Below are 23102 nucleotides of genomic sequence, written 5' to 3'. Positions count from 1 at the left end.
TCTATTTTTTAGGTTCTAATGTGATAAATGGAATCAACATCTCTTCCATTGAGATTCCTCCGTGCTGGAACGTGTTTTTGTAATATCCTGCGTAATAGTTGTAATTGTTGGGGTAGGCAAAGAAATCGTCGTTCATCGCATAGATGTAGGTCGAACTTACATTTGGAGCCGGTAGCCCCAGTTTTTCCGGATTCTTGATTTCATATACCTGTTTGTAGTTATAGTTCAAGTTCTTACCTACTTTGTAACGCAGGTTTGTGTTAGTGTTTCTGTCACCCACAACTTTTATCGGGTTTTCTACCCGAATGGTTCCGTGGTCAGTGGTGATGATCACCTTATATCCTTTTTCTGCCAGAATGCGGAACATATCTGAGGCAAAAGAATGTTTGAACCAAGACTCAGTCAGAGAACGATATGCCGCTTCAGATGCTGCCAATTCACGGATCATTTTTGATTCTGTGCGGGCATGGGATAGCATATCTATAAAGTTGAGCACTACAACATTCAATTGACTTTTTTCCAGTTCGGATAAGTTTTGTAGCATCCGTTCGCCAAACTGGGAGTCATTGACTTTGTGATAAGAGAAAGTATATTTTTTACGGAAACGCTCAATTTGGGTCTGAATCAACGGTGATTCATTCAGGTTCTTACCCTCTTCTTCCTCCTCATCCACCCAAAGCTCAGGGAACATCTTTTGAATTTGCAAAGGCATCAATCCTGAAAAAATTGCGTTACGGGCATATTGGGTTGCAGTTGGTAAAATGCTATAATACAGCTCTTCTTCAAAGTTGAAGTATTCAGCCAGGTGACCTTTAATTACATTCCACTGGTCTAGACGAAAGTTATCAATCAGAATGAAAAATAGTTTTTCACCTTCGTCGAGGATTGGGAAAACTCGGCGTTTGAAGAGGTCAGGACTCATCATCGGACGGGTATCCGGATTGAGAATCCACGATTCGTAGTTGTTTTTGATAAACTTGGCAAAAGCCGAATTGGCCTCTTTTTTCTGCATTTTGAGCAGGTCATCCATGTTGTTTTGCGCCTGTTCAAGCTCCAGTTCCCAATAAACCAGTTTTTTATACACCATCATCCAGTCAAAATAGGTGAATGAGTCGTTAATTTGCATTCCTATTTTGTTAAATTCCTGTTGGTAGCTGTGGGTGGTGGTTTCCGAAATAATCTCCTTTTTGTGTACGTATTTTTTGATACTCATCAGGATTTGATTCGGATTGACCGGTTTGATCAGATAATCGGCTATTTTACTACCGATAGCCTGATTCATGATGTTTTCCTCTTCGCTTTTGGTAATCATCACGATGGGTACCGAGGGATTGATCTCTTTGATACGGGCCAGTGTTTCCAGACCGCTCAGGCCGGGCATGTTTTCATCGAGGAAAATCATATCAAAGTTCTCCTCCCTGCAAAGGTCTATGGCATCGCGACCGTTAGAAGCCGTTACTACTTCATACCCTTTTTCTTCCAGAAAAAAAACGTAGGGTTTGAGCAAATCTATTTCGTCATCAGCCCAGAGTAGGCGGTCTTTCTTCATATTTTATATTTGATAATTCTGATTATGGTTTAGTAGAATCTGATAGATCGGAATCGCTACTTCTTCCCACCGAAATTCTTTTCATAGAACTTGAAATATTCGTCAAATGTTCGTCCCATCAATAAACTGTCGAAGTTCTTCTCTGAGATTAGCACCGTTTTGAGTTGTGACGGTAAGCGATTGGCAATTCCTTTTGGCCCGAATAATCTCTGGCGGTAAATAAACGCTTCATCAAATGTGTTGAAGCCTTTTACCCTGAGTAGTCCGATTCCCTGTAAGGGAAGCATGTCCATGTCGAAATCACGTACCGCAAAGTTAGCAAAATTGAACCCTGCTACTTCATAAATCAACTTGTTATTATAAGTCGAATCTGCCGGGAATACAAAAAGCATAAGGTGCGGGCTGATCGGGTCAATCGTAAATTGGGTATTCTTATCAGTAGAAGCCATTGCTTCAGATTCGCTGGCCTTGATCTGTTTACTCCAGATATCGGTTGATATCTTTTCACCTGTAACCATGCGGCCCTGCACTGCATTTGCCATCATGGCTCCGGCCAGCGGGCTTACATCAGCGTTGGGGTATCTGTCGAGCAGCTCTTTAAGCTGCTTTTTGAATTCATCATTTTTCTTTTCCGAAATGAAGGTCAAAGCATTCAGCATCATGAATTTCGGCATCAATACCGACATCGGAGCCTCTTTCTGAACCTTTTCGTATGCGGAGCGAACAAATGACAGGTCATTCTTCAGGTAAGCATTGTAGGACTGAGCGTACAAACTATCAATTACGTGACTTTTCTGATTTAAAGCAGCCAGATAATTGGGGTTTGAGAGAATCGCCGCATATCTACTTTGAGGAAATTCTGATATGATTTTATCTTTGTAATAGTCGGCCTGTTTTATATCGTTTTGAGTGCGGGCAATTTGGTATAGATTGAAATAGGCTTCAATCTTATTTTTGGTATCCGGATAGCGTTTCAATAGTGTGTTGTAAGTAGAAACACTTAACGGATAGTCTTCGAGTCTGGTTTGGTAAACGTAAGCCATGTTGAATAGTCCTTCACTGACAATATCGTTTGCGTTTTTAATCTCTTCCGGAGTAGAAGGGATTTGGCTTAAATAGTATTTGGGGTTTTTAGGGTCATTCGATTTTTCTTTCGGATTAGCCGTTATGGAATCCGATTTTATTGCTTCTCCAGTCACTTCGGTTGATTTGGATTCTCCTTTTTCCAGATCAGCAAACACATAATCGCTTTTGTTTCGACGGCGCCAGTTGTCTTCAAGTTTGCGGCTTCCCCAGCGGCTTTGAAACTCAGTTTTACCTTTTGTTACACTTTGAGTATTGTAAAAATACCATGAGTTGTCAGTGTTGGCTGTTGGTGTGAAAGTGTTGGTCTTAATCGCATTCGGAACTCCGAATTCAGCTTCCATCTGGGCTTTACGCTGCAGTGCGATGTCTTCCTGCTTTTCTTTTTCCAGCTTCTCTTTTTCTTCTTTTTCTTTGCGGTTAATTTCTGCGATTACTCTTCCGATCGCTATTAAACGATCAGCTTCATTCATTGAGGCTAAAGTCAACAGACTGTCCTGTAAGTGGACATTCTGGTAATGCACAATCAGTTCATCCAGTGCATCAGAGCGTCTTTTAACCAAATCAATACCGTCAAAATCTTTGGGAAGGGATGCGATTGCACCCGCATAGCAGGGTTGAGCCGGGGCATACATCCTTTTTGCAAAATAAATATCCCCGAGTTTTAGTTGTGCCAAAGCTTTCTGACTTACATTTTTCTTATTTTTCTCAACAGACAAAACATAATTCCGAACGGCATTTGAAGTGTCTTTTTTGCCCAGGTAGATATTACCAATAGCATAATAAAGCTGATCCAGGTACTCTCTGTTTTTTACTCTTTTAGTCAAGGATGTAAGAGTTCGGAGGATACCGGTGGTATTCTCTGAAGCAGCACATTCGGTAAGACGGATGCGTGCTGCAAACTGAGCGTCGTAGGGTGGTGAAAGCCTGATTACTTTGTTGTAAGCATAATATGCCGCCAGACTATTTCCGGTACTTTGGTAGATTTGTCCCAGCAGGAAGTTGAGTCTCCATTTCTGTGTTTTATCTTTTTCTGCTTTTAATACTTCCTGAATAGCATCTGCTGCATGCGGGTAAAGTTTCTGCTTTAGCAGCAAATCAGCCTGAGCTACATTATATTCGTATTTTAATCCGGGTGCTAATGCGTCTTTTTTTATCTTGCCTAAAATGTCCTCGGCCTCATACAGATCTTTTTGTTCTGCACTGCAGCGGGCATTCCATATTTGTGCCTCCATGACCACGTTGGGTAAATTGCGGAAATGGCGGATAATGTAGCTGAATGTTGAAGAAGAGGCTTCGAAATCCCCTTTAAAGAATTGAGCTCTTGCCATCAAAAGCCAGGCGTTGTGCAGGAACGGGTTGTATTCTTCTGTCAACTGCCACTGTTTGTACTTTTTAGTATTTCTATAACCATTGAAATCAGGCTTTGTCTTGATAGAGTGCGTTTTAATCGCTTTTTGACACTTCTCGATGGTCCGGTCGTATTCGTTGTTTAGTCTTCCGTTTAATAAGCTTACCGGGTGTAAAGGTAAAAACAGGGTATAGTCATCTGCTGAATTTTGTAGCTGATTCTGAGATGCTTTGATAAAGTTCTGATTACCGTTATAATAGACATTGTAACGGGTAGTCAGTCCCTGGTAAAACCGGGAAATAGCTGTGTTTTTTTCTGTAGAGCAGCTTCCTGAGATAAGTAGTAACGAACATAAAGCTGCATATATGGTGTAGTTGACCTTTTTCAATTTGATCTGATTTTATTAGTAAAACAGAGTTCGCCAGTAAATATTGTGGGACTGTAATGCAAACATACATATTTTTAAGGAATATTCCGCCTGTTTTTGATGCAACTTCGATGATGTCTGATACTGAGGATATAGTTGGGGATCCTTAAGAGTGTATGCTGTAAATAACAATCAGATAGAGTCTTGAGCGTTATTAGAATTGTAGGTGCCGATAGTTGAATTTGGCCGGAAAAAATTAACTTTGCGCAAAACTTTGCTATGTATATCAAGAATCAATCATATCATTTGGTCAGGATATTCCTGCTTTTTACGCTGGTTTTTATTTCTGTAAATGCTAATGCCGGTGATTTTAAGGTAATTATTGATGCAGGGCACGGTGGAAAGGATCCCGGGGCGATAGGTAGCTTTTCAAAGGAGAAAGACATAAACCTTGCTATAGCATTGCAGGTGGGAGAGATGATTAAAACAAGAAATCCCAACGTGAAGGTTATTTATACCCGTGATGGTGATTATTTTGTGGAACTTCAGGAACGGGCAAATATAGCGAACCGATCTAAAGCACAATTGTTTATTTCAGTTCATACGAATTCATCTACCAGCAGTGCATCGTATGGTGCCGAAACATACACAATGGGATTGCGCCGTTCGAATGAAAACCTCGCGGTTGCAAGACGGGAAAATGCCGTAATTCTACTGGAAGATAATTATAAAGTAAAATACGAGGGTTTTGATCCCAACTCATCTGAATCTTACATTATGTTTGAAACCCTGCATGACAGGTTTATGGATCAGAGTATCTCTATGGCTACCAACATCCAAAAAGAGTTTAGGGGAAATGATATCACAGACCGTGGGGTGCGTCAGGATGTTTTTCTGGTTTTGCGAAATACAGGGATGCCCAGTGTCCTGGTTGAGGTGGGCTATATTTCCAATCGCAATGATGAGAACTTTCTGAATTCAAAATCAGGACAGCAGAAGGTGGCCAATGCAATCTATAATGCATTTGTCCAGTTTAAACGTAACTACGATAAACGTCAGGGGACACTTTCAATTGAACAACGCCCTCAGATAACCGAAAAGAAAGATACAGCAGAGCGGGAATCTACCCGTGTAGTGACCTCCAAAAATCAGGAAGAGGTTATTTATAAAGTTCAGATTCTTGCATCTCCATTTCAACTTAAAGCCAATTCTTCTGAATTTAAAGGCGAAAAGAATATTGATTTTTATAAGGAAAAGGGACTCTACAAATATACTATCGGTAATACATCCGATCTTAAGGAAATCAATCGACTGAGAAGTGAATTATCACGTAAATTCAAGGATTGTTTTGTAATCGGTTACTGCAACGGAGAGAAATTCATCGTAAAATAAAGATGATCTTTCCAATAAATGAGATCTTTATGATTGTTGATTTTGTTGGATTTATCAATATACAATTCAGAATAAATGATACAGGGATAATTTGGTCTCAGTATCGCAACCACGAAATGATTAATAAGAACAGACAATGAAAAAACTTACCAAAGAGGTTAAAATCGGTTTTGCCGCCATAATTAGCTTGTTGTTGCTTTATTACGGGATAAATTACCTGAAGGGAATTAATTTAATGAAACCTGCAAATTATTATTATGTTGTATTTCAGGATGTCAGTGGGTTGACCGTTTCCAGTCCTGTTTACATCAATGGATATAAGGCTGGTTTGGTCAGATCTTTCGAATATGATTATGAACATCCCGGACACATCATTGTCGAACTGGCAATGGATAAAGAGCTTCGGGTGTCAAAGGGGACTGTAGCCGAATATAAATCTGAACTGCTAGGTACAGCAGCCGTTACTCTTTCCCTTAATCTTGAGAGTCATCAGTATCTTGTTCCCGGAGATACTATTCCGGCCCAGGAAGCTTCCGGTTTAATGAAAAAGGTTGAAAAAGATATGCTGCCTAAACTTTCTCAGATATTATCCCGCATGGATACCGTACTGGCAGGTCTTCAGACAGTGGTTAGTAATCCTGCATTGAACAAGTCTCTGGTAAATATTGAAACAACTACAGCCGAGCTTAGCAAGACCTCTGCTTCTTTAAATAAAATCATGTCAAACGAAGTTCCTGTCGTTGTCGGAAACCTTAAAACCATGAGCAATGACTTCTCAACTGTAAGCGGAAATCTTAAACGCATTGATTTTGCACATACTATGAGTACTATGGATACGACTTTGACGAACTTGAAATCTTTAAGTACACAGTTAAACCGTAAGGATAATTCATTGGGCTTATTGGTTAATGATCGCACTTTTTATGACAATCTGTCAGCAACAACAGCCAATGCTAATCGTTTAATGGTGGATTTAAAGGAAAATCCAAAACGATATGTTCACTTCTCTGTGTTTGGTCGGAAATAAATTGCTTATTTAGATTGGTTCTATATTGTTTGTTTTTTTGTCTGAGGCCTGATTCTGGTAAATAATAGTCCTGAAAATAAGGGATTGAGCTTCCTGTGTCAGACTATGTTTTAGGACATTCTAAAATGTAAAATAATGTAAGTGTCTGAAATACAATGAGGTGATAGATTGTTATTTGATGGGATGAAATCTTAAATTTTATTTCGTAACTACCTGAGAATAAATTGGATATTCTATAAGGGGAAAAATCAAATAATAATCCGGTTTTTTTTGTCAGAAATAAGTCTGAAATTTGTATCTCGAAATTGGAAAAGAAAAATTGAAATTGAATATGAAGTTAACTCACAATGAAATCTGGGACAAGTGTCTCCGGATCATTAGCGATAATGTGAGTGAAGCGGCCTATAATACATGGTTTGTACCTATTGTGCCTCTTCAATATCACAATCACGAGCTGTTGATCCAGGTGCCAAGTCCCTTTTTCTATGAATATCTGGAGGAGAAATTCATTGATCTGCTCCAAAATACCATACATAGGGTAGCTGGCCGTCAGACTAAGCTTATGTATCGTGTTTTGGTGGAAAATGAGACAAAATCGACCTCTGATTGGGAGGGTGCGCCTTCATTTTCCGAAAAAAAGAAACAGGCACCGGTCAATGAGCTTAAACGTGTGCCAGATCCCTTTGCTCAACGTGTTTATCAGGATCTGGATCCGCAGTTGAACTTCAACTATACTTTTGAAAACTTCTTTGCCGGTATGAGTAACAAGCTTACCCGTACTGCCGGAGAAACTATTGCACGTAATCCGGGTAAAACAGCATTTAACCCGTTATTTATACACGGAGAATCAGGTGTCGGCAAAACGCACTTGCTGAATGCAATCGGTTCGATGACTAAACACTTGCATCAGAGTAAGCGTGTCTTGTATGTTTCGACACACCTGTTTCAGATTCAATACACTGATGCCGTTCGCAATAATTCGGTTAATGACTTTATCAACTTTTACCAAAGCATTGACTTGTTATTGATTGATGATATCCAGGAATTGGGCGGGAAAATAGCAACGCAAAATACCTTCTTCCATATCTTCAACCATTTGCATCAAAATAATAAGCAATTGGTGATGACCTCTGACCGTCCTCCCGTTTCATTGCATGGATTGGAGCAACGTCTGTTGACCCGTTTTAAATGGGGTTTGACTGCCGAACTGGAAAAACCCGATTACCTGTTGCGCAAAACCATTCTTCGTAATAAGGTTCGTCATGACGGATTGAGCATTAACGACGATGTGCTTGAGTACATTGCTAATAATGTTACTGAGAATGTTCGTGACATGGAAGGTGTTATAGTCTCGTTGATGGCTCACTCGATGGTATATAACCGTGATGTGGATATTGATCTGGCTGAACGGGTATTGAGCAAGTGTGTGAAATTTGAGAAGAAAGAGATTTCAACTGAACAGATTCTGGATAAAGTGTGTGAATACTTTAGCCTTGACCAGAAGATGGTTAATTCTAAATCACGCAAACGTGAATATGCACAGGCGCGTCAGATTTCTATGTATCTGGCTAAAAAGCATACTGATCAGTCGTTCTCCCGCATTGGAGAGTTGATCGGTAAAAAAGATCATGCTACAGTGTTACATGCTTGTAAAACGATTAAAAACCTGATAGAGATAGATAAAAATTTACGCTCGCAGATTGATGAAATCGAGAAAGAGCTGAAAATGTAAATTCTCAGGACGAATAGGTATAAAAATCCCCGGTTGTGTTTCGCAACCGGGGATTTTTTTATCTGCCACTTTGGAGGATTAGGCGTAAAATATGTTGATTCAAATGATGGCTATTGATCAATTCCTCCAGAGTCAAGTGCATTCGGTATCGCCAATAATGCCTTGGATTGGCCGGTATATTAATGCGTTCTTCATTTGCGTCAGCACGTCGTAATTTTTCATCTATTGATAACCAGTCCTGAAATGGGAGGATAACAAGCATAGCCGGTGACCATAAGTGGTTTTCGATGATATTTTCACAGATATATGGATCGGCATGATGTGGTGCTTGCCCGTGTTTCCCTAATATAGCGTTGTAGTACTGTTGCGTTTTGGCATAATCTTCTTCCCACCAACCCCGGATAGTTGTCATATCGTGCGTGGAAGTTGTCGCTACCGAACGATAAGGGTACTGGTTGGTGTTACCAAATTCAAAACGATGATCTTTGGGCATACGTTGTATCTCCAGACTCAGAATCTGAAGCTCCTCCAGTACCTGTGGTACACACGAAGGTATCATACCGAGATCTTCTGCGCAAACCAGCATGGCAGTCGAGGAGATCAATGCCGGCAGTTTCTGCATCGCCTGGTTGTGCCAGAACTCATTGTGCCGGTGATAGTAGAAGTCGTCATATAAGCGATTAAAACACCATTTTTCGTGATCATTCAGTGCCTGATACGCATAGGTGAATTGAGCGGATATGCGGGGGTGCACTTTGTCAGGCTCTTTCGGATCGTAAACAAACAGGATTTCACTGATCAAAGCGTATAATCCGTCTCGTATAAAGAGGCTATTTTCGTCTTTGATACCTTTAAAACGGTTTTCAACCTTCTTCTGAGTGGCAAATTCCGGTTTTAACGCCCATTTGTCGTGGCTTTTATGATCGAGATAGAGTGACATTACCTCATTCGTGTATTCACCGAAGATGCCGCGGATGACATGATCGTGGATGTATGGTCTGGTCATCCACTCATGAAAGTGGAGACCGTAGTGTTTAATTTCATCAGCACTCAATGGCAGGGCAGGGCTGAAATGGCCGAGTAGTCCATGAACGGCCTCGGCGGGAACTTCCCAGATACGGAAGAATCCCAGTACATGGTCGATCCTGTACGCATCAAAATAGTCTGCCATTTTTCCAAACCGGCGGCGCCACCATTGAAAGTTGTCTTTTTCCATTGCTTCCCAGTTGTATGTCGGGAAGCCCCAGTTTTGGCCATTTACTGCAAAATCATCGGGAGGCGCACCTGTCTGGCCATTCATGTTGAAGTAATGAGATTCTTTCCAGGCTTCTACGCTGTTGCGGCTGATTCCGATGGGGATATCACCTTTCAGCACTAATCCTTTGTCATGCACATATTGTACGGCTTCAGTCAGTTGTAAGTGCAAATGATATTGCAGGAAATAGTGCAATGCAATCGCGGGATATGCCACTGACTGGCAGCAGGTCAGATTGGTGATGTTACGAGGATTGAAGTAGGCATAGTTGTGCCATTGGGTAAAGTCTGGTGTGCCGTTCTTGTCCCTCAGATAGCAAAATGCTCCATAAGGTATCAGCCACTCTTTGTTATCGTTGAAGAAATTCAGGAAGTCTTCCGATTTAAGCGTTTTATCTCCCTCTTGTTTAAATATTTCCCGAAAATATTCCCATTTCGTCTTGCTGACCGCTTCGTAGTCAATTTCCTTCAGTTGGTTTAGGTTACTTCGCTTTTGACTGAAATAGGCCATTTTCTTTTTATTCTTAAGGATACCGATTTTCTCCGGATTGAGGTAAATCGGATGCAGTGCAAAAATTGAATTGGCATTGTAGGGGTAGGAGTCTTCCCAGGTATGCAGCATTGTCGTATCATTGATCGGTAAGATCTGAATGATTTTCTGTCCGGTGAGGGTTGCCCAGTCAGCAAGTTTTCTGAGATCATCGAATTCTCCGATTCCGAAACTATCATTGGTGCGTAATGAAAATACAGGAATCGCCACACCGGCTCCTTTCCAGCCGGCTAGCGGATTTTCAAACAGGAGGCCACTGACAATGATTGCTTCACGCAGATAAATTATTTCTGTGTTGAAATGTCGGTTCGCTCCAGATTCCCAGGCAACAAGTTGTTGGGTTTCTGAATCTATCAGTACAAATTTATATTCGAGATAATTAGTCTTGCAATTAGCCATATCGATGCAGATTTCCCATTCCGGAAATGAAGCATCATTTAGCATGATGGCTTTGTCTGGTTTCCAGTTACCCAATACAGGATCATTCCCCAAAATGGCCAGCTTGTATTGAGGCTGAACCGTGGGTGCATAAACTTTTAAGGTAAGGCTTTTTCTATAGATTTTAGGTTCACCTGAAGCGTTATTGTTCTTTCCTCTGGCAAACAAATGTTGGGTAAATGCGGATGAGAAAAAAGGATTGTTGGGAGGAATAGCCTGCCAATGGTCGCATAGCCGGTAATATTCGTTGGTTTCGTTGACCAGAAAGTGGCGTTGTTTACCCCATTCTTCCCTGATGATCTTCTGGCCAGCCTTAATAATATATCCGTAGGTGAAGGATAGGTCGGCTTTGCGGGTTTCAATATCATAGGACCAGTTTCCGTTTCCACTGTAGTGCATAAGCACTGCGTGCTGTTTATCGCCGTTACCCAATTCGGGGATAGAGCCGGTCAGATAAACTTTTTCATCTCCTTTTGTCCGGTAATTAACCTGAAATTCAATCTGTATCATGGTCAGTCTTCTTAGGTTCTTTCCCAAATATATTGAAAATCTTTTTGATTCTAAAGAGAATGAGGATGAAATTGAGTGTTAAAGGGATGAGTTGCTGGAAAATGGGGCGTATTTGCAACGGGCATAGGAGGAAAGTCGTTGGTTGAATAAGCGGATGATGGATAGACCGGATGGGATAAATGAAAGGATTTAGTTGGGTGGAATGGGGTAGAGAGTGAAAGGGCGATCATGAATATCTCGAATTTCATGATTGCTTTAGAGTAGAAAAGTTTATCGTGAATGACTCCTGATTTTGACTCCTGTAGCTTTTGTCCGTTCCGGGTGCGCTTCTTGTCCCGGGTCCTACTATACAATTAGCGCAGTTTCTTATAGGTTTAAGCTTATTACTAGCGTATTCATTAAATTCAAGTTACAGTAGTAACACAGAGATATCACAGTCCTATATAAAACTGCAATAATACTGTGTTACCACTGTGACAATACTGTGATATCACTGTGAAATCTTACTTTAAAAGGCATTTATAGTATGCTTTTGGTGTGGTTTTGGTAGGGTATAAAGACAGTGTTCTGAGATTTACCTCTACTCGTTGTTGAATCTGCTAAATCTGAAAAAAAATAAAAATAAGCCCAGGGTTTGATATAGGAAAGTATCACAATGAAAATAAAACAACCGCTTAATTAAATCTACAATTCGGAGTACTCCCCAGAGTTGTATTCCGAACGTAAGCCACTACGGAATTTATTCCCATTTTAAATTTCTCCTGAAAGATTTCCCTGTAATTATTTCTTTTGCACCTAAATATAAAAGCTCTATCTTTGCGCGTTCTTTTTTAGAAACTATTTTTCCGTAAAATCACTACACATAATGAACAAAATTGTCAGTAAAGAGTACTTCTCGGAGAAGGTGGTAAAGCTGGAGATTGAAGCTCCTTTGATTGCCCGTTCCCGCAAAGCAGGACACTTTGTGATTGTAAGAGTGGGGGAGCTGGGAGAGCGTATACCCCTGACTATTGCGGCTGCCGATAAAGAAAAAGGCACCATTACGCTTGTTATCCAAAACGTAGGACGTTCATCAGCCAAGATTTGCGCGCTGAATGAAGGTGAATATATTACCAATGTGGTAGGTCCGCTGGGTAAGGCGACACACATCGAAAAGGTAGGCACCGTAGTTTGTGCCGGTGGAGGTGTGGGCGTTGCTCCGCTGTTGCCGATCGTGGAAGCTTTCAAAGCAGCAGGAAACCGCGTGATTACCGTGTTGGCTGCGCGTACCAAAGATCTGGTGATCCTCGAAGAGCAGATGAAACAGAATTCTGACGAGGTTATCGTGATGACCGATGATGGTTCTTATGGCAAAAAAGGATTGATTACCCAGGGCGTGGAAGAGGTGATTCTGCGTGAGAAGGTTGACCTCTGTGTAACCATCGGTCCTGCAGTGATGATGAAATTTGTCTCGTTGCTGACTAAGAAATATGAATTGCCAACAGTGGCATCACTCAACACTATCATGGTGGACGGAACCGGAATGTGCGGCGCTTGTCGTATTTCTGTGGGAGGAAAAACAAAATTCGTATGTGTGGATGGTCCCGAATTTGACGCTCATCAGGTAGATTTCGATGAAATGCTGATGCGTCTGGGCTCATACAAAGATGTGGAGTAATTCACGGAAAGTACATTTAACAAAACGAATAACAGCAATGTCAGAACAATCAATCATAGCAGAGAGAAGAAACGAGGCGTGGAGAGATGAGTTGCGCAAAGGCATGAAAGCCAAAGATCGTGCTGCTCTTGCCCGTGTTCACATGAACGAACTGGATGCGGAATACCGTAGCCACAATAACGAAGAGGTAAACCTGGGCCTGACACCCGAGCAGGCGATGTGTGAAGCAAAACGCTGCCTTGACTGTGCAGATCCTACCTGTATGCAGGGTTGCCCGGTAAGCATTAATATCCCTACGTTTGTAAAATATATTGAGAAAGGCGACTTTCTCAGCGCAGCCCGCACGTTGAAAGAGACCAGCGCTCTTCCGGCAGTGTGTGGTCGTGTTTGTCCGCAGGAAAAACAGTGTGAGGCAAACTGCGTGTACACGAAGAAAATGAATAAAGAGGCGGTAGCCATTGGTTATCTGGAGCGTTTTGCTGCTGACTATGAACGCGAAAGCGGTCAGATGTCTGTACCGGAAACCGCACCGAAAAACGGTATTAAGATTGCCGTTGTCGGTTCAGGTCCTGCCGGACTGGCATTTGCCGGTGATATGACAAAGCTGGGTTACTCGATTACCGTATTCGAAGCGCTTCACGAAGTGGGCGGCGTATTGAAATACGGTATTCCTGAGTTCCGCCTGCCAAATAAAATCGTAGATGTAGAGGTAAATATCCTGCGCGAAATGGGCGTAGAGTTCATCACCGACTGCATCATCGGAAAGACTTTGAGCTACGACGATATTCACGATATGGGCTTTAAGGGAATCTTCGTGGGAAGTGGAGCCGGATTGCCCCGCTTCATGGGTATTCCGGGTGAAAACCTGAACGGAGTGATGTCTTCGAATGAATACCTGACCCGCGTGAACCTGATGAATGCTGCCAATCCGAATTCTGATACCCCTGTTTTCTTCGGAAAAAAAGTGGCTATCATCGGAGGTGGAAATACCGCGATGGACTCGGTTCGTACTGCAAGACGCCTAGGCGCTGAGCGTGCGATGATTGTTTACCGTCGTTCGGAAGAGGAGATGCCGGCTCGTCTGGAGGAGGTAAAACACGCCAAAGAAGAGGGTGTCGAATTCCTGACGCTGAACAACCCTGTCGCTTATCTGGGCGATGAGAAAGGTCGAGTGAAAACGATGATTCTTCAGAAAATGGAACTGGGCGAACCGGATGCTTCCGGTCGCAGAAGTCCGGTAGAGGTTCCGGGAGCGCAGGAAGAGATCGAAGTGGATTTGGTGATTGTGAGTGTCGGGGTTTCTCCGAACCCGTTGATCCCAAGTTCTATCGAAGGCTTGCAGGTGAGCAAATGGGGCACGGTCATCGTAAACCAGGAGACCATGCAGTCGGATGTGAAAGATCTGTTTGCCGGAGGAGATATCGTGCGTGGAGGTGCAACCGTGATTCTTGCTATGGGCGACGGTCGCAGGGCTGCTGCCAGTATGCATGAATATCTGACCAGGACGTTGTAATATACCGATCATACAAGACAATAAAACGGGGATGTTCTTGAAAACAAGACATTCCCGTTTTTCTGTCTCTAAACCAACCCGACCTGCGGAATACAACCAATTTCTATCCTCCGATTTTTAACAGATAAATCGGGGGCGCGATAGTTGGTATTTCGTTGTTTTTTTTACCTTTGTGAGGTTAATTAAGGATTATTATGGCCAAAAAGAAACCCGAAAAAAAAGCGGTTACAGCTCAGGTACCACCGCTTGTCGATAAGATTAAACAGTTATGCAACAGTGAGATTACACATTTTGTGATAGGCTTATTGCTGTTCGTGTTTGATGTACTGTTAATAGTGTCATTCATCTCCTTCTTCTATACCGGTGCTGCTGACCAAAGTAAACTGGAAAATAAGACGTTGTTTGAATTGATAAAAGTGAAAAACGGCATTGAAAACTGGGCGGGTTCCAGTGGCGCATTCCTGTCTAATTTTTTCCTGAACCGGACTTTCGGCGTTTCTTCTTTCTTTTTAGTATATTTTCTGGCGCTCACGTCGCTAAATCTGATGAAAGCCCAACAGTTTCGCCTCTTCAGGCATTTTGCATTTAGTACGGTCGGACTGATTTGGGGCTCTCTGTTTTTCGGTTTCTTTTTTGTGGATACCACGGACAGTTCGTTCCTGTATCTTGGCGGTTCTCATGGATTTTATATGAGCGAATTGCTTCAGGCGAATGTGGGCTGGATTGGAACCTGTCTGATCATTGTTTTTACTTTCCTTTTGGCGTTAATCGTGGTAAATGCCGATACCATACCCTTCCTCCGTAAGATTTTTGGGCTCTCTTTTATTCCCAAAAGAGATAAAAAAGAGGCACCACAGGAAGCTGCAGCTTCAGAATCTGTGTTTTCACAACCGGTTGCGGAGGAAAAAGCAGCTCCGGCTTCTGTCGTTCAGCCTCCTGCATATATTCCGAAACCCGATTTGCAGGATGAGGACGAAATGGCAGAACCCTGGATTTCCCAGGGGCAGGTGGATGACTTCGTGGTGGAAGCTCCTTTTCAGGAAGAGACTGTTTTGCCACAGGCAGGAGAGGAGGATCCTGATTTTATTGTTGAGCGCAATGCGACCGACGATGATGTGTGGGATGGCGATTCGTTGGGAACCTATGACCCGACTCTGGATTTGTCCAACTACAAATACCCGTCCGTTGAGTTGCTGAGACGTTACGATAATGCTGATCTGCCCATCAATATGGAAGAACAGTCGGCCAATAAAAACCGCATTATCGAAACGCTGGAAAACTACGGCATTAAAATCAGCTCCATCAAAGCGACCGTTGGCCCTACCATCACGCTTTATGAGATTGTACCCGAACCGGGTGTCCGTATTTCCAAAATCCGAAACCTGGAGGATGATATTGCTTTGAGTCTTGCTGCATTGGGAATCCGTATCATTGCTCCGATTCCGGGTAAAGGAACCATTGGTATCGAGGTACCGAATAAGGATCCGCAAATGGTTTCGATGCAGTCTATCATTGCCTCCCGCAAATTCCAGGAGACGAAGTTTGATTTGCCTATTGCGTTGGGGAAAACCATTACCAACGAAATCTTTATGGTTGACCTTTGCAAAATGCCTCACGTGCTAGTGGCAGGGGCAACCGGTCAGGGTAAATCAGTCGGTCTGAATGCGATTATTACTTCGTTGCTCTATAAGAAACACCCGTCACAACTGAAGTTTGTGCTGGTTGACCCGAAAAAGGTAGAGTTTAATATCTACTCAAATATCGAGCGTCACTTCCTGGCTAAACTGCCCGACGGGGAGGATGCCATTATTACCGATGTAACCAAAGTGGTGAATACTCTCAAGTCGATTACGATTGAGATGGATAGCCGCTATGATTTGTTGCAAAAGGCTCATGTGCGTAACATCAAGGAATACAACGATAAATTCATCAACCGCAAGCTGAATCCGGAAAAAGGGCACCGCTATATGCCGTATATCGTGGTGATTATCGACGAGTTTGGTGACCTGATTATGACCGCCGGTAAAGAGGTGGAATTGCCGATTGCCCGTATTGCCCAGCTGGCACGTGCGGTAGGCATTCACATGATTATCGCGACACAGCGTCCATCTACCAACATCATTACCGGTACCATCAAGGCGAATTTCCCGGCGCGTGTTGCCTTCCGGGTATCGTCCATGATTGACTCACGTACTATTCTGGATTGTCCGGGAGCTAACCAGTTGATCGGTCGTGGTGACTTGCTTTTCTCTCAGGGTAGCGATTTGATTCGCGTGCAATGTGCTTTTGTCGATACGCCGGAAGTGGAAGGGATTGCCGATTATATTGGGAATCAACGCGGTTATCCGAATGCGTATTACCTGCCGGAATATGTGGGCGAAGAGAGCAGTAGCAATGCAGCAGGTATTGATTTGAATGACCGGGATCCGATGTTTGAAGAGGCAGCCCGTTTGATCGTCATTCATCAGCAGGGGTCAACCTCTCTCATTCAGCGTAAAATGTCATTGGGTTATAACCGTGCAGGCCGTATCATGGACCAATTGGAAGCAGCCGGAGTGGTTGGTCCGTTTGAAGGAAGCAAAGCCCGTCAGGTGTTATTGACCGATGAAGTCCAACTGGAGAACCATTTAAAGAATATGCTTTAATACGATAAATGGCATTCCCTGAAAAAGTGTCAGGAAATGCCATTTTAACTGAAAAGATTTACATCAGACAAACATCCCCGATAGGATGATTGTTTGTCCGATAATCTGAATTTTTAATTTGAAATCACACAGTCAATTATGAAAAAACAGGTAGTTTTAGTATTGGGATTTATTATCTCTATTTTTTCGTTATCAGCTCAACAAAATCCGAAAGCAGTGGCCGTATTGGATGAAGCTCATGCCACTTATGAAAAGGCGGGAGGGGTTTCGGCGGATTTTACAGTAAAAGTAACCAACAAAAAGGCGAAACAAAACGAGTCTTACAGTGGTAAGGTGATTATGAAAGGTAATAAATTCAAATATACCTCCGAGGATGTGGAGATGTGGTTTGACGGAAAGAACCAGTGGGTGCTTAATAAAGAAAGTGACGAAGTCAATCTTTCTACCCCGACTCCTGCTGAATTGGATGCGATTAATCCAACAGTCCTGTTCCAGATTTATAAAAGAGGATATACCTGTAAATATTCAGGCGAGAAGAAGGTGGGTGGAAAATCGGTAGATGTAGTTGACCTGATTCCTGCGAATACCAAAAAGGAGATTGAAAAAATCACTGTCCAGATTGATAAAAACCAACACACACTGACTTCTATCTTTATCCAGAATAAAAATCAGAGCAGCCAGCTGATTACGATTAAAAACTACAAAAGCGGCTTGAATCATGCTGACAACCTGTTTGTTTTCAATAAAAAACAGTACCCTAAAGCTGAAGTAATTGATTTAAGATAATCAGAGACAATAAATATGAGCGAAAAAGTGAAATGCCTGATCATTGGATCAGGACCAGCCGGATTTACGGCGGCTATCTATGCCGGAAGAGCTAACCTCTCTCCGGTTTTGTATGAAGGAATTCAACCGGGTGGTCAGCTTACCACCACTACCGAAATCGAGAACTTTCCCGGCTATCCGAGTGGTACGACCGGAGTAGAAATGATGGAGGACCTAAAGAAACAGTCAGAACGTTTCGGCGCAGATGTTCGTGGGGGAATTGCAACTGCGGTTGATTTTTCAGCAGCTCCCTATAAAGTGACCATTGATGGTGAAAAAGTGATTGAGACCGAAACTGTGATTATTTCGACCGGAGCCAGTGCAAAATACCTGGGACTGGCCGATGAGCAAAAATATGCCGGAATGGGCGTTTCAGCCTGTGCTACCTGTGACGGATTCTTCTACCGCAAGAAAACGGTTGCCGTTGTCGGCGGTGGAGATACCGCTTGTGAAGAGGCTATTTACCTGGCCAATCTTGCTAGCAAGGTTTATCTGATTGTGCGCAAACCATTCCTTCGTGCTTCTAAGATTATGCAGGAGCGGGTGATGACCAATCCGAAGATTGAAGTGCTCTTCGAACATGAAACAGAGGGTCTGTTTGGTGATAATGGCGTTGAAGGTGCTCACCTGGTAAAACGTCGCGGGCAGGCCGATGAAGAGAAAGTGGATATCGCAATCGACGGTTTCTTCCTGGCCATCGGTCATAAACCCAATACCGATATTTTCAAACCATACCTGAAACTGGATGAGGTAGGCTATATCATTACTGAGAATGGTACTTCCAAAACAAATGTTCCTGGAGTATTTGCAGCCGGTGATGTGGCTGACCCTGTTTACCGTCAGGCGATTACTGCCGCAGGTTCAGGCTGTAAAGCAGCTATCGATGCAGAGCGTTATTTAAGCGAACTGGGGCATTGATTCCCGGTTTTATAAAGAATATAAAAAGGCAGTCCGGATTTCCGGGCTGCCTTTTTAGCTGAATAACAGATCCTGTAACTTAGCAATATTCTGTTGATTGTTATAATGTTCCGTCAATGCACTTTGCCGGTTAGATAACATCTGTTCATCAAATGGTTGTTTGTACAGCCTTCGAATCTGTTGTTTGAACTCAACCGGAGAATGGCAAACAACGCATATGTTTTGCAAATCAGAACCTATCACCATTTCCGGTGTAACCAACACATGCCGACCGGAGAAAAGGGCATATAGCAGCTTCAACTTCACTCCGGTGGGTTGGAAAGTAGGCAATAAGTGAATCTGCGCATTGGTAATCAAACCGGCCATTTCTTTATCCGACGGATTGCCGATTATTTTGACATTGCTGAATCTCTGACATTGTTGAAGCAGTTTATCCGGCGGATTTTTTCCCGCAATGATTAAGGGAAGCTCCATTTCAGCCGTCAGATTATTAAGGATGTATGCTGCCGCTTCCTGATTCTCCGCCACTTCCAGATTACCATGATACAATATGTATTCACCTGTCCCTTTTTGACAATCTATTCCGGAAAATGGATGAAAAGCCCCTACACATCGGGTGTTTGAGTTTAATATCCGGAAATATTCGCAGTCGGTCTGGGAGATTGCCGCGATACCGGAGGCAAAGGCAAGGTTGGGTTCGTAGCGTTTCAGTTTGAACGCTTCTATTCTGAAATAGATTTTCTTGAGCCAATTCTTTTCTCTATGAGCTAGCAGGGTGTAATATTCGTGCTCGATATTGTGTGTCCGTACGATTTTAGTACGTTTGGCCAATGCCGGATGATTCAGGAAAAGTGTCGTGTGAAGCCCTTCAAAAAGAATCGGATCATTATCCCTTAGTAGATTATCTAAAAGAGATTTGCTTTTACGGGTATTTACAATAAACGGTAAAGCGGAAAACTGGTACCATAGACTGGTCGGCCTGTGGTAGTAATTTACCTTTGTGCAATATTTCTCCAGTTCTCCCCGGTTGCATCTTTTGTATTCGAAAATATGCAGCGTAACATCAATTCCCGCCTCCTGGAAAGCCTTCAGCTTAAAGAGCACATCAATAGCGCCTCCGTAATCCGGTGGGTAGGGGTTATCAAACGAGACGATATGTATGTGCTTGTCCTTTTGCATTTATTGGATTGAATTGAAGATTCCAATCAGCGTTTCTTCGTCTTTTTCCCAGCATAAATCGGCTTGAGCCTTTTCGAAAATAGCCTTTTTATCCGGTTTATTTTCCCATTCAGAAAGCATGTTCTGAATCACTCCGGCCAGATATTGCGGTTCATAATGGTCAATTAATGTGCCTATCTGATAAGCCTCTACCACATTCCGGATTTCCGGAAAATCAGTGGCAAGCACCGGTACTTGTGCCTGTACAAAATCGAAAATACGGTTGGGTAAAGAATAGTAATAGTTCAATCCTCTGTTTTCAAGCAGGCTGATACCCAAATCGGCTGAAATGGTGTAATTGTATAACTCTTCAAACGGTATTTTGCCCATCATGAGTACCTTGTCCTGAAGCCCCAGGCGAAGGATGCGGTCGGTAATTTCCTGCGTAATATCACCGTCCCCGGCGATGCAGAAAACGACATTATCCAGATAAGGCATTGCATCAATGACCCATTCCAATCCTCTCCCCACATTTACTGCTCCCTGGTAGAGCAGCATTTTTTTCCCTTCAAAAGTAAACCGTTTAGGTGTTTTAACTGCGGAATTTCGGGTTAGGGGTGCATTACGCACAACCCCCATTTTAAGTCCGTAACGTTTATTGTAAATGTCAGCGATAGGTTGACATACGGTATAGGCATATTTTATTTTAGGCAGAATGACGTCTTCAAACGATTTCCAGACACGTTTGATTACAGGGCGATGCACCAATTCGGGCACTTCAGTGAACAGCTCGTGGGCATCAAAAACAATAGGCTTTTTTTTGAGTCGGGCTGCCAGGAAAGCTGCGGGTAATGTGTCAGTATCATTTGACAGGATGATATCAAACTTCCCAAACAAAAGCTTGAAGAATAGTTTGATATTGTATTCTGCATAAAACAAAGCGGTTTTTTGAAATCGCATTTCAAAACGCTCAGTATGATAAGTTCGTTTAATCGGTTGGCTAAAGGGGCGGAAAATACCGGTTAGTTGCGGTTCGAAACCATGTTTCAGGAGAGAAAAGCATACTTTGTGAACCCGTTGGTCGGTATGGAGATCGTTAGTGACAACTACTTTAATTATCTTTTTTGACATTGAATCAGATTAAGGTTTGGTTTACTGAAAACGCAATAAGAAAACGATTATTGCCATTTCAATTTGGCAAAGATAGTCATTTGCCAAATTCATTACTACACGTTTGCCGCTCTGCCTAAAAACAAGTAAGTTTGCAAAAAAGAGAAGCTCATGATTAAGATAGAAGAAAACTACTCGTTACTCCCTCATAATACCTTTCATTTGCAGGCTAATGCCCGGTTTTTTATTGAGTACAACTCCGTTGGAGAATTGGTTGAAGTATTGGCTTTACCCTGGATAAAAGAATATCCGGTTTTCCATATTGGCGGTGGTAGTAATCTCTTATTTAAAGGTGATTATAAGGGAGTCATCCTTCATTCGTCTGTAAAAGGGATGGAGAAGATTGGAGAAGATGAAGAATCGGTCCTGGTAAAAGTCGGTTCAGGTGAGGTTTGGGACGATGTGGTAGCTTTTACGGTTGAGGCCGGATGGTACGGCGCAGAAAATTTGTCACTTATTCCCGGCGAAACGGGAGCAGCGGCAGTCCAGAATATTGGCGCTTATGGCATCGAGTTGAAAGATATTGTCGATTCGGTAGAAGCTGTCGAAAGGAGTACAGGGAAAATCCGGATTTTCAATAATGCCGAATGTGAATATGCCTATCGCGAAAGTATTTTCAAGAAAGAGCTGAAAGACCAGTACATCATAACGCACGTAGTTCTCCGACTGCAAAAGAAACAGCAGTTTCACCTGGAATATGGAAATATCCAGTCTGAATTGGCGAAATATGACACCGTGACATTGACGAATGTACGTCAAACCATTATCGCAATCCGCGAAAGTAAATTGCCGGATACAGACAAATTAGGCAATGCCGGTAGCTTTTTCATGAATCCTTATGTCGCCTTGCCGAAATATCTGAATCTCAAGCAGGAATATCCGCAGATGCCGCACTATCCGGTATCGGATGATCTGGTCAAAGTGCCGGCAGCATGGCTGATCGAGCAATGCGGCTGGAAAGGTCGGGAATGGGGCGGTGCCGGTGTTCATGACAAGCAATGCCTGGTTTTGGTTAACCGCGGAGGAGCTCTGGCTTCCGATATTGTAGATCTCGCAGCCAATATTCAGACATCCGTAAAAGAGAAGTTTGACATTGACATAACCCCCGAAGTGATTTATATATGACTAAGGTAATTTTCTTAGGCACCGGGACTTCGACCGGAGTACCAGAGGTGGGTTGTGGGTGTGAAGTCTGTACCTCGGAAAACAGGAAAGATAAGCGCTTACGAACCTCCATACTGGTTATACACGAAGGGAAGCATATTCTTATCGATTGTGGACCTGACTTTCGCTATCAGATGCTGCGTTCGGGGAATAAACGCATCGATGGTGTAGTGATCACCCATGAGCATTACGACCATACAGCCGGACTTGATGATCTTCGTCCTTTTTGTAAAGAGCATCCCGTGCGTGTATATGCCGAACCGGATGTTACACAGAAGCTTCGTACCCGAATGCCCTATTGCTTCAGAGAGGTTCATTTACCGGGTACACCTAATTTGCAGCTTTGCGATATTGACCTTGTGCCTTTTGAAGTGGAAGGAGTTACGGTGACCCCTGTTCGCTTGTTGCATGGCAAATTGCCGATTATGGGGTTCCGTATTGGAGATGTAGCCTTTCTGACAGATTTGAGTGAAATACCGGAGAGTGAATACGATAAGTTGAAAGATGTGGAGGTGTTGATTATTGTCGCTTTGCGAAAGAAGAAGCACATCGCCCATCAGAATCTGGAAGAGGCGTTGGCGCAGATAGCGCGGATACAACCGAAGCGATCTTTCCTGATTCACTCAAGCCACCATTTAGGTCTTCATGACGATATTGTAAAGGAGTTACCTGAAAATGTATTCCTTTCATACGATGGACTGGAAATAGAGATATAATTCCAATAACCGGTAATCAGGGTACCTCGAGGGTAGGAGGGGGTACCCTCGAGGTACCCCCTCCTACCTCAAACCTGAATTCA

15 protein-coding genes are annotated in these 23102 nt (G+C 42.8%); 10 read left to right on the top strand and 5 right to left on the bottom strand.

All coding sequences use genetic code 11. The annotated features are described in order from the left end of the window. Position 1: 1 nt before the first annotated feature. On the bottom strand, positions 2-1549 hold the full coding sequence (locus tag MLE17_RS12515) for a PglZ domain-containing protein (RefSeq protein WP_243349045.1): 1548 nt from the start codon (positions 1547-1549) through the stop codon (positions 2-4). A 56-nt stretch (positions 1550-1605) separates the two neighbouring features. After that, positions 1606-4371 carry a tetratricopeptide repeat protein gene (locus tag MLE17_RS12510; protein WP_243349044.1) on the bottom strand — a complete coding sequence of 922 codons (2766 nt, stop codon included), beginning with the start codon at positions 4369-4371 and terminating at the stop codon, positions 1606-1608. 258 nt (positions 4372-4629) lie between these two features. Between MLE17_RS12510 and MLE17_RS12505 the strand changes: the two genes are divergently transcribed. From MLE17_RS12505 to dnaA, 3 genes are all read left to right on the top strand, one after another. Further along, entirely contained in the window at positions 4630-5742 is a 1113-nt protein-coding gene (locus tag MLE17_RS12505; RefSeq protein ID WP_243349043.1) for an N-acetylmuramoyl-L-alanine amidase, read from the top strand. A 136-nt stretch (positions 5743-5878) separates the two neighbouring features. Beyond that, positions 5879-6769, top strand: a complete 891-nt coding sequence (locus tag MLE17_RS12500; RefSeq protein WP_243349042.1) for an MlaD family protein — start codon at positions 5879-5881, stop codon at positions 6767-6769. A 331-nt stretch (positions 6770-7100) separates the two neighbouring features. Beyond that, positions 7101-8501 (top strand): chromosomal replication initiator protein DnaA, encoded by a 1401-nt coding sequence (dnaA, locus tag MLE17_RS12495; protein WP_243349041.1) that lies wholly within the window; start codon positions 7101-7103, stop codon positions 8499-8501. 58 nt (positions 8502-8559) lie between these two features. On the opposite strand, the gene MLE17_RS12490 is transcribed toward dnaA, so the two are convergent. Continuing rightward, the gene (locus MLE17_RS12490; RefSeq protein WP_243349137.1) at positions 8560-11250 is read right to left on the bottom strand and encodes a 4-alpha-glucanotransferase; all 2691 of its coding nucleotides are present in this window, start codon (positions 11248-11250) and stop codon (positions 8560-8562) included. An 868-nt stretch (positions 11251-12118) separates the two neighbouring features. Between MLE17_RS12490 and MLE17_RS12485 the strand changes: the two genes are divergently transcribed. The 5 genes from MLE17_RS12485 to trxB all read left to right on the top strand — a co-directional run bounded on the left by MLE17_RS12485 (position 12119) and on the right by trxB (position 18811). Then, a complete protein-coding gene (locus MLE17_RS12485) occupies positions 12119-12910 on the top strand; it encodes a sulfide/dihydroorotate dehydrogenase-like FAD/NAD-binding protein (protein ID WP_243349040.1) in 792 nt (263 codons plus the stop codon). Between the two features lie 37 nt (positions 12911-12947). Further along, complete coding sequence (gltA, locus tag MLE17_RS12480) at positions 12948-14423, top strand: NADPH-dependent glutamate synthase (RefSeq protein ID WP_243349039.1); 1476 nt, start codon at positions 12948-12950, stop codon at positions 14421-14423. Between the two features lie 194 nt (positions 14424-14617). Then, positions 14618-17068 (top strand): FtsK/SpoIIIE family DNA translocase, encoded by a 2451-nt coding sequence (locus MLE17_RS12475; RefSeq protein WP_243349038.1) that lies wholly within the window; start codon positions 14618-14620, stop codon positions 17066-17068. 138 nt (positions 17069-17206) lie between these two features. Continuing rightward, positions 17207-17854 (top strand): LolA family protein, encoded by a 648-nt coding sequence (locus MLE17_RS12470; RefSeq protein ID WP_243349037.1) that lies wholly within the window; start codon positions 17207-17209, stop codon positions 17852-17854. Positions 17855-17869: 15 nt separating this feature from the next. Next, a complete protein-coding gene (gene trxB, locus MLE17_RS12465; protein WP_243349036.1) occupies positions 17870-18811 on the top strand; it encodes a thioredoxin-disulfide reductase in 942 nt (313 codons plus the stop codon). Positions 18812-18865: 54 nt separating this feature from the next. Here the strand turns inward: trxB and MLE17_RS12460 are convergent, their stop codons facing one another. Both MLE17_RS12460 and MLE17_RS12455 read right to left on the bottom strand, forming a co-directional pair. Then, positions 18866-19990: a glycosyltransferase gene (locus tag MLE17_RS12460; RefSeq protein WP_243349035.1), complete on the bottom strand. Its 1125-nt coding sequence runs from the start codon at positions 19988-19990 to the stop codon at positions 18866-18868. After that, a complete protein-coding gene (locus tag MLE17_RS12455) occupies positions 19991-21100 on the bottom strand; it encodes a glycosyltransferase (RefSeq protein WP_243349034.1) in 1110 nt (369 codons plus the stop codon). It lies immediately after the preceding gene. Positions 21101-21253: 153 nt separating this feature from the next. Here MLE17_RS12455 and murB point away from each other — a divergent pair, with 153 nt between their 5' ends. Together murB and MLE17_RS12445 are read left to right on the top strand one after the other, a co-directional pair. Then, on the top strand, positions 21254-22264 hold the full coding sequence (gene murB / locus MLE17_RS12450; RefSeq protein WP_243349136.1) for a UDP-N-acetylmuramate dehydrogenase: 1011 nt from the start codon (positions 21254-21256) through the stop codon (positions 22262-22264). Next, positions 22261-23019, top strand: coding sequence for an MBL fold metallo-hydrolase (locus MLE17_RS12445; RefSeq protein ID WP_243349033.1), 759 nt, complete (start codon positions 22261-22263; stop codon positions 23017-23019). The genes murB and MLE17_RS12445 overlap by 4 nt, the downstream gene beginning before the upstream one ends. The last annotated feature ends 83 nt before the right edge of the window (positions 23020-23102 follow it).

The organism is Parabacteroides sp. FAFU027, from assembly GCF_022808675.1.
Taxonomy (GTDB): Bacteria; Bacteroidota; Bacteroidia; order Bacteroidales; family UBA7332; genus CAXXIC01.
The sequence above is the reverse complement of the archived record's forward strand: the minus strand, read 5'-3'. Positions and strand labels throughout refer to the sequence as shown.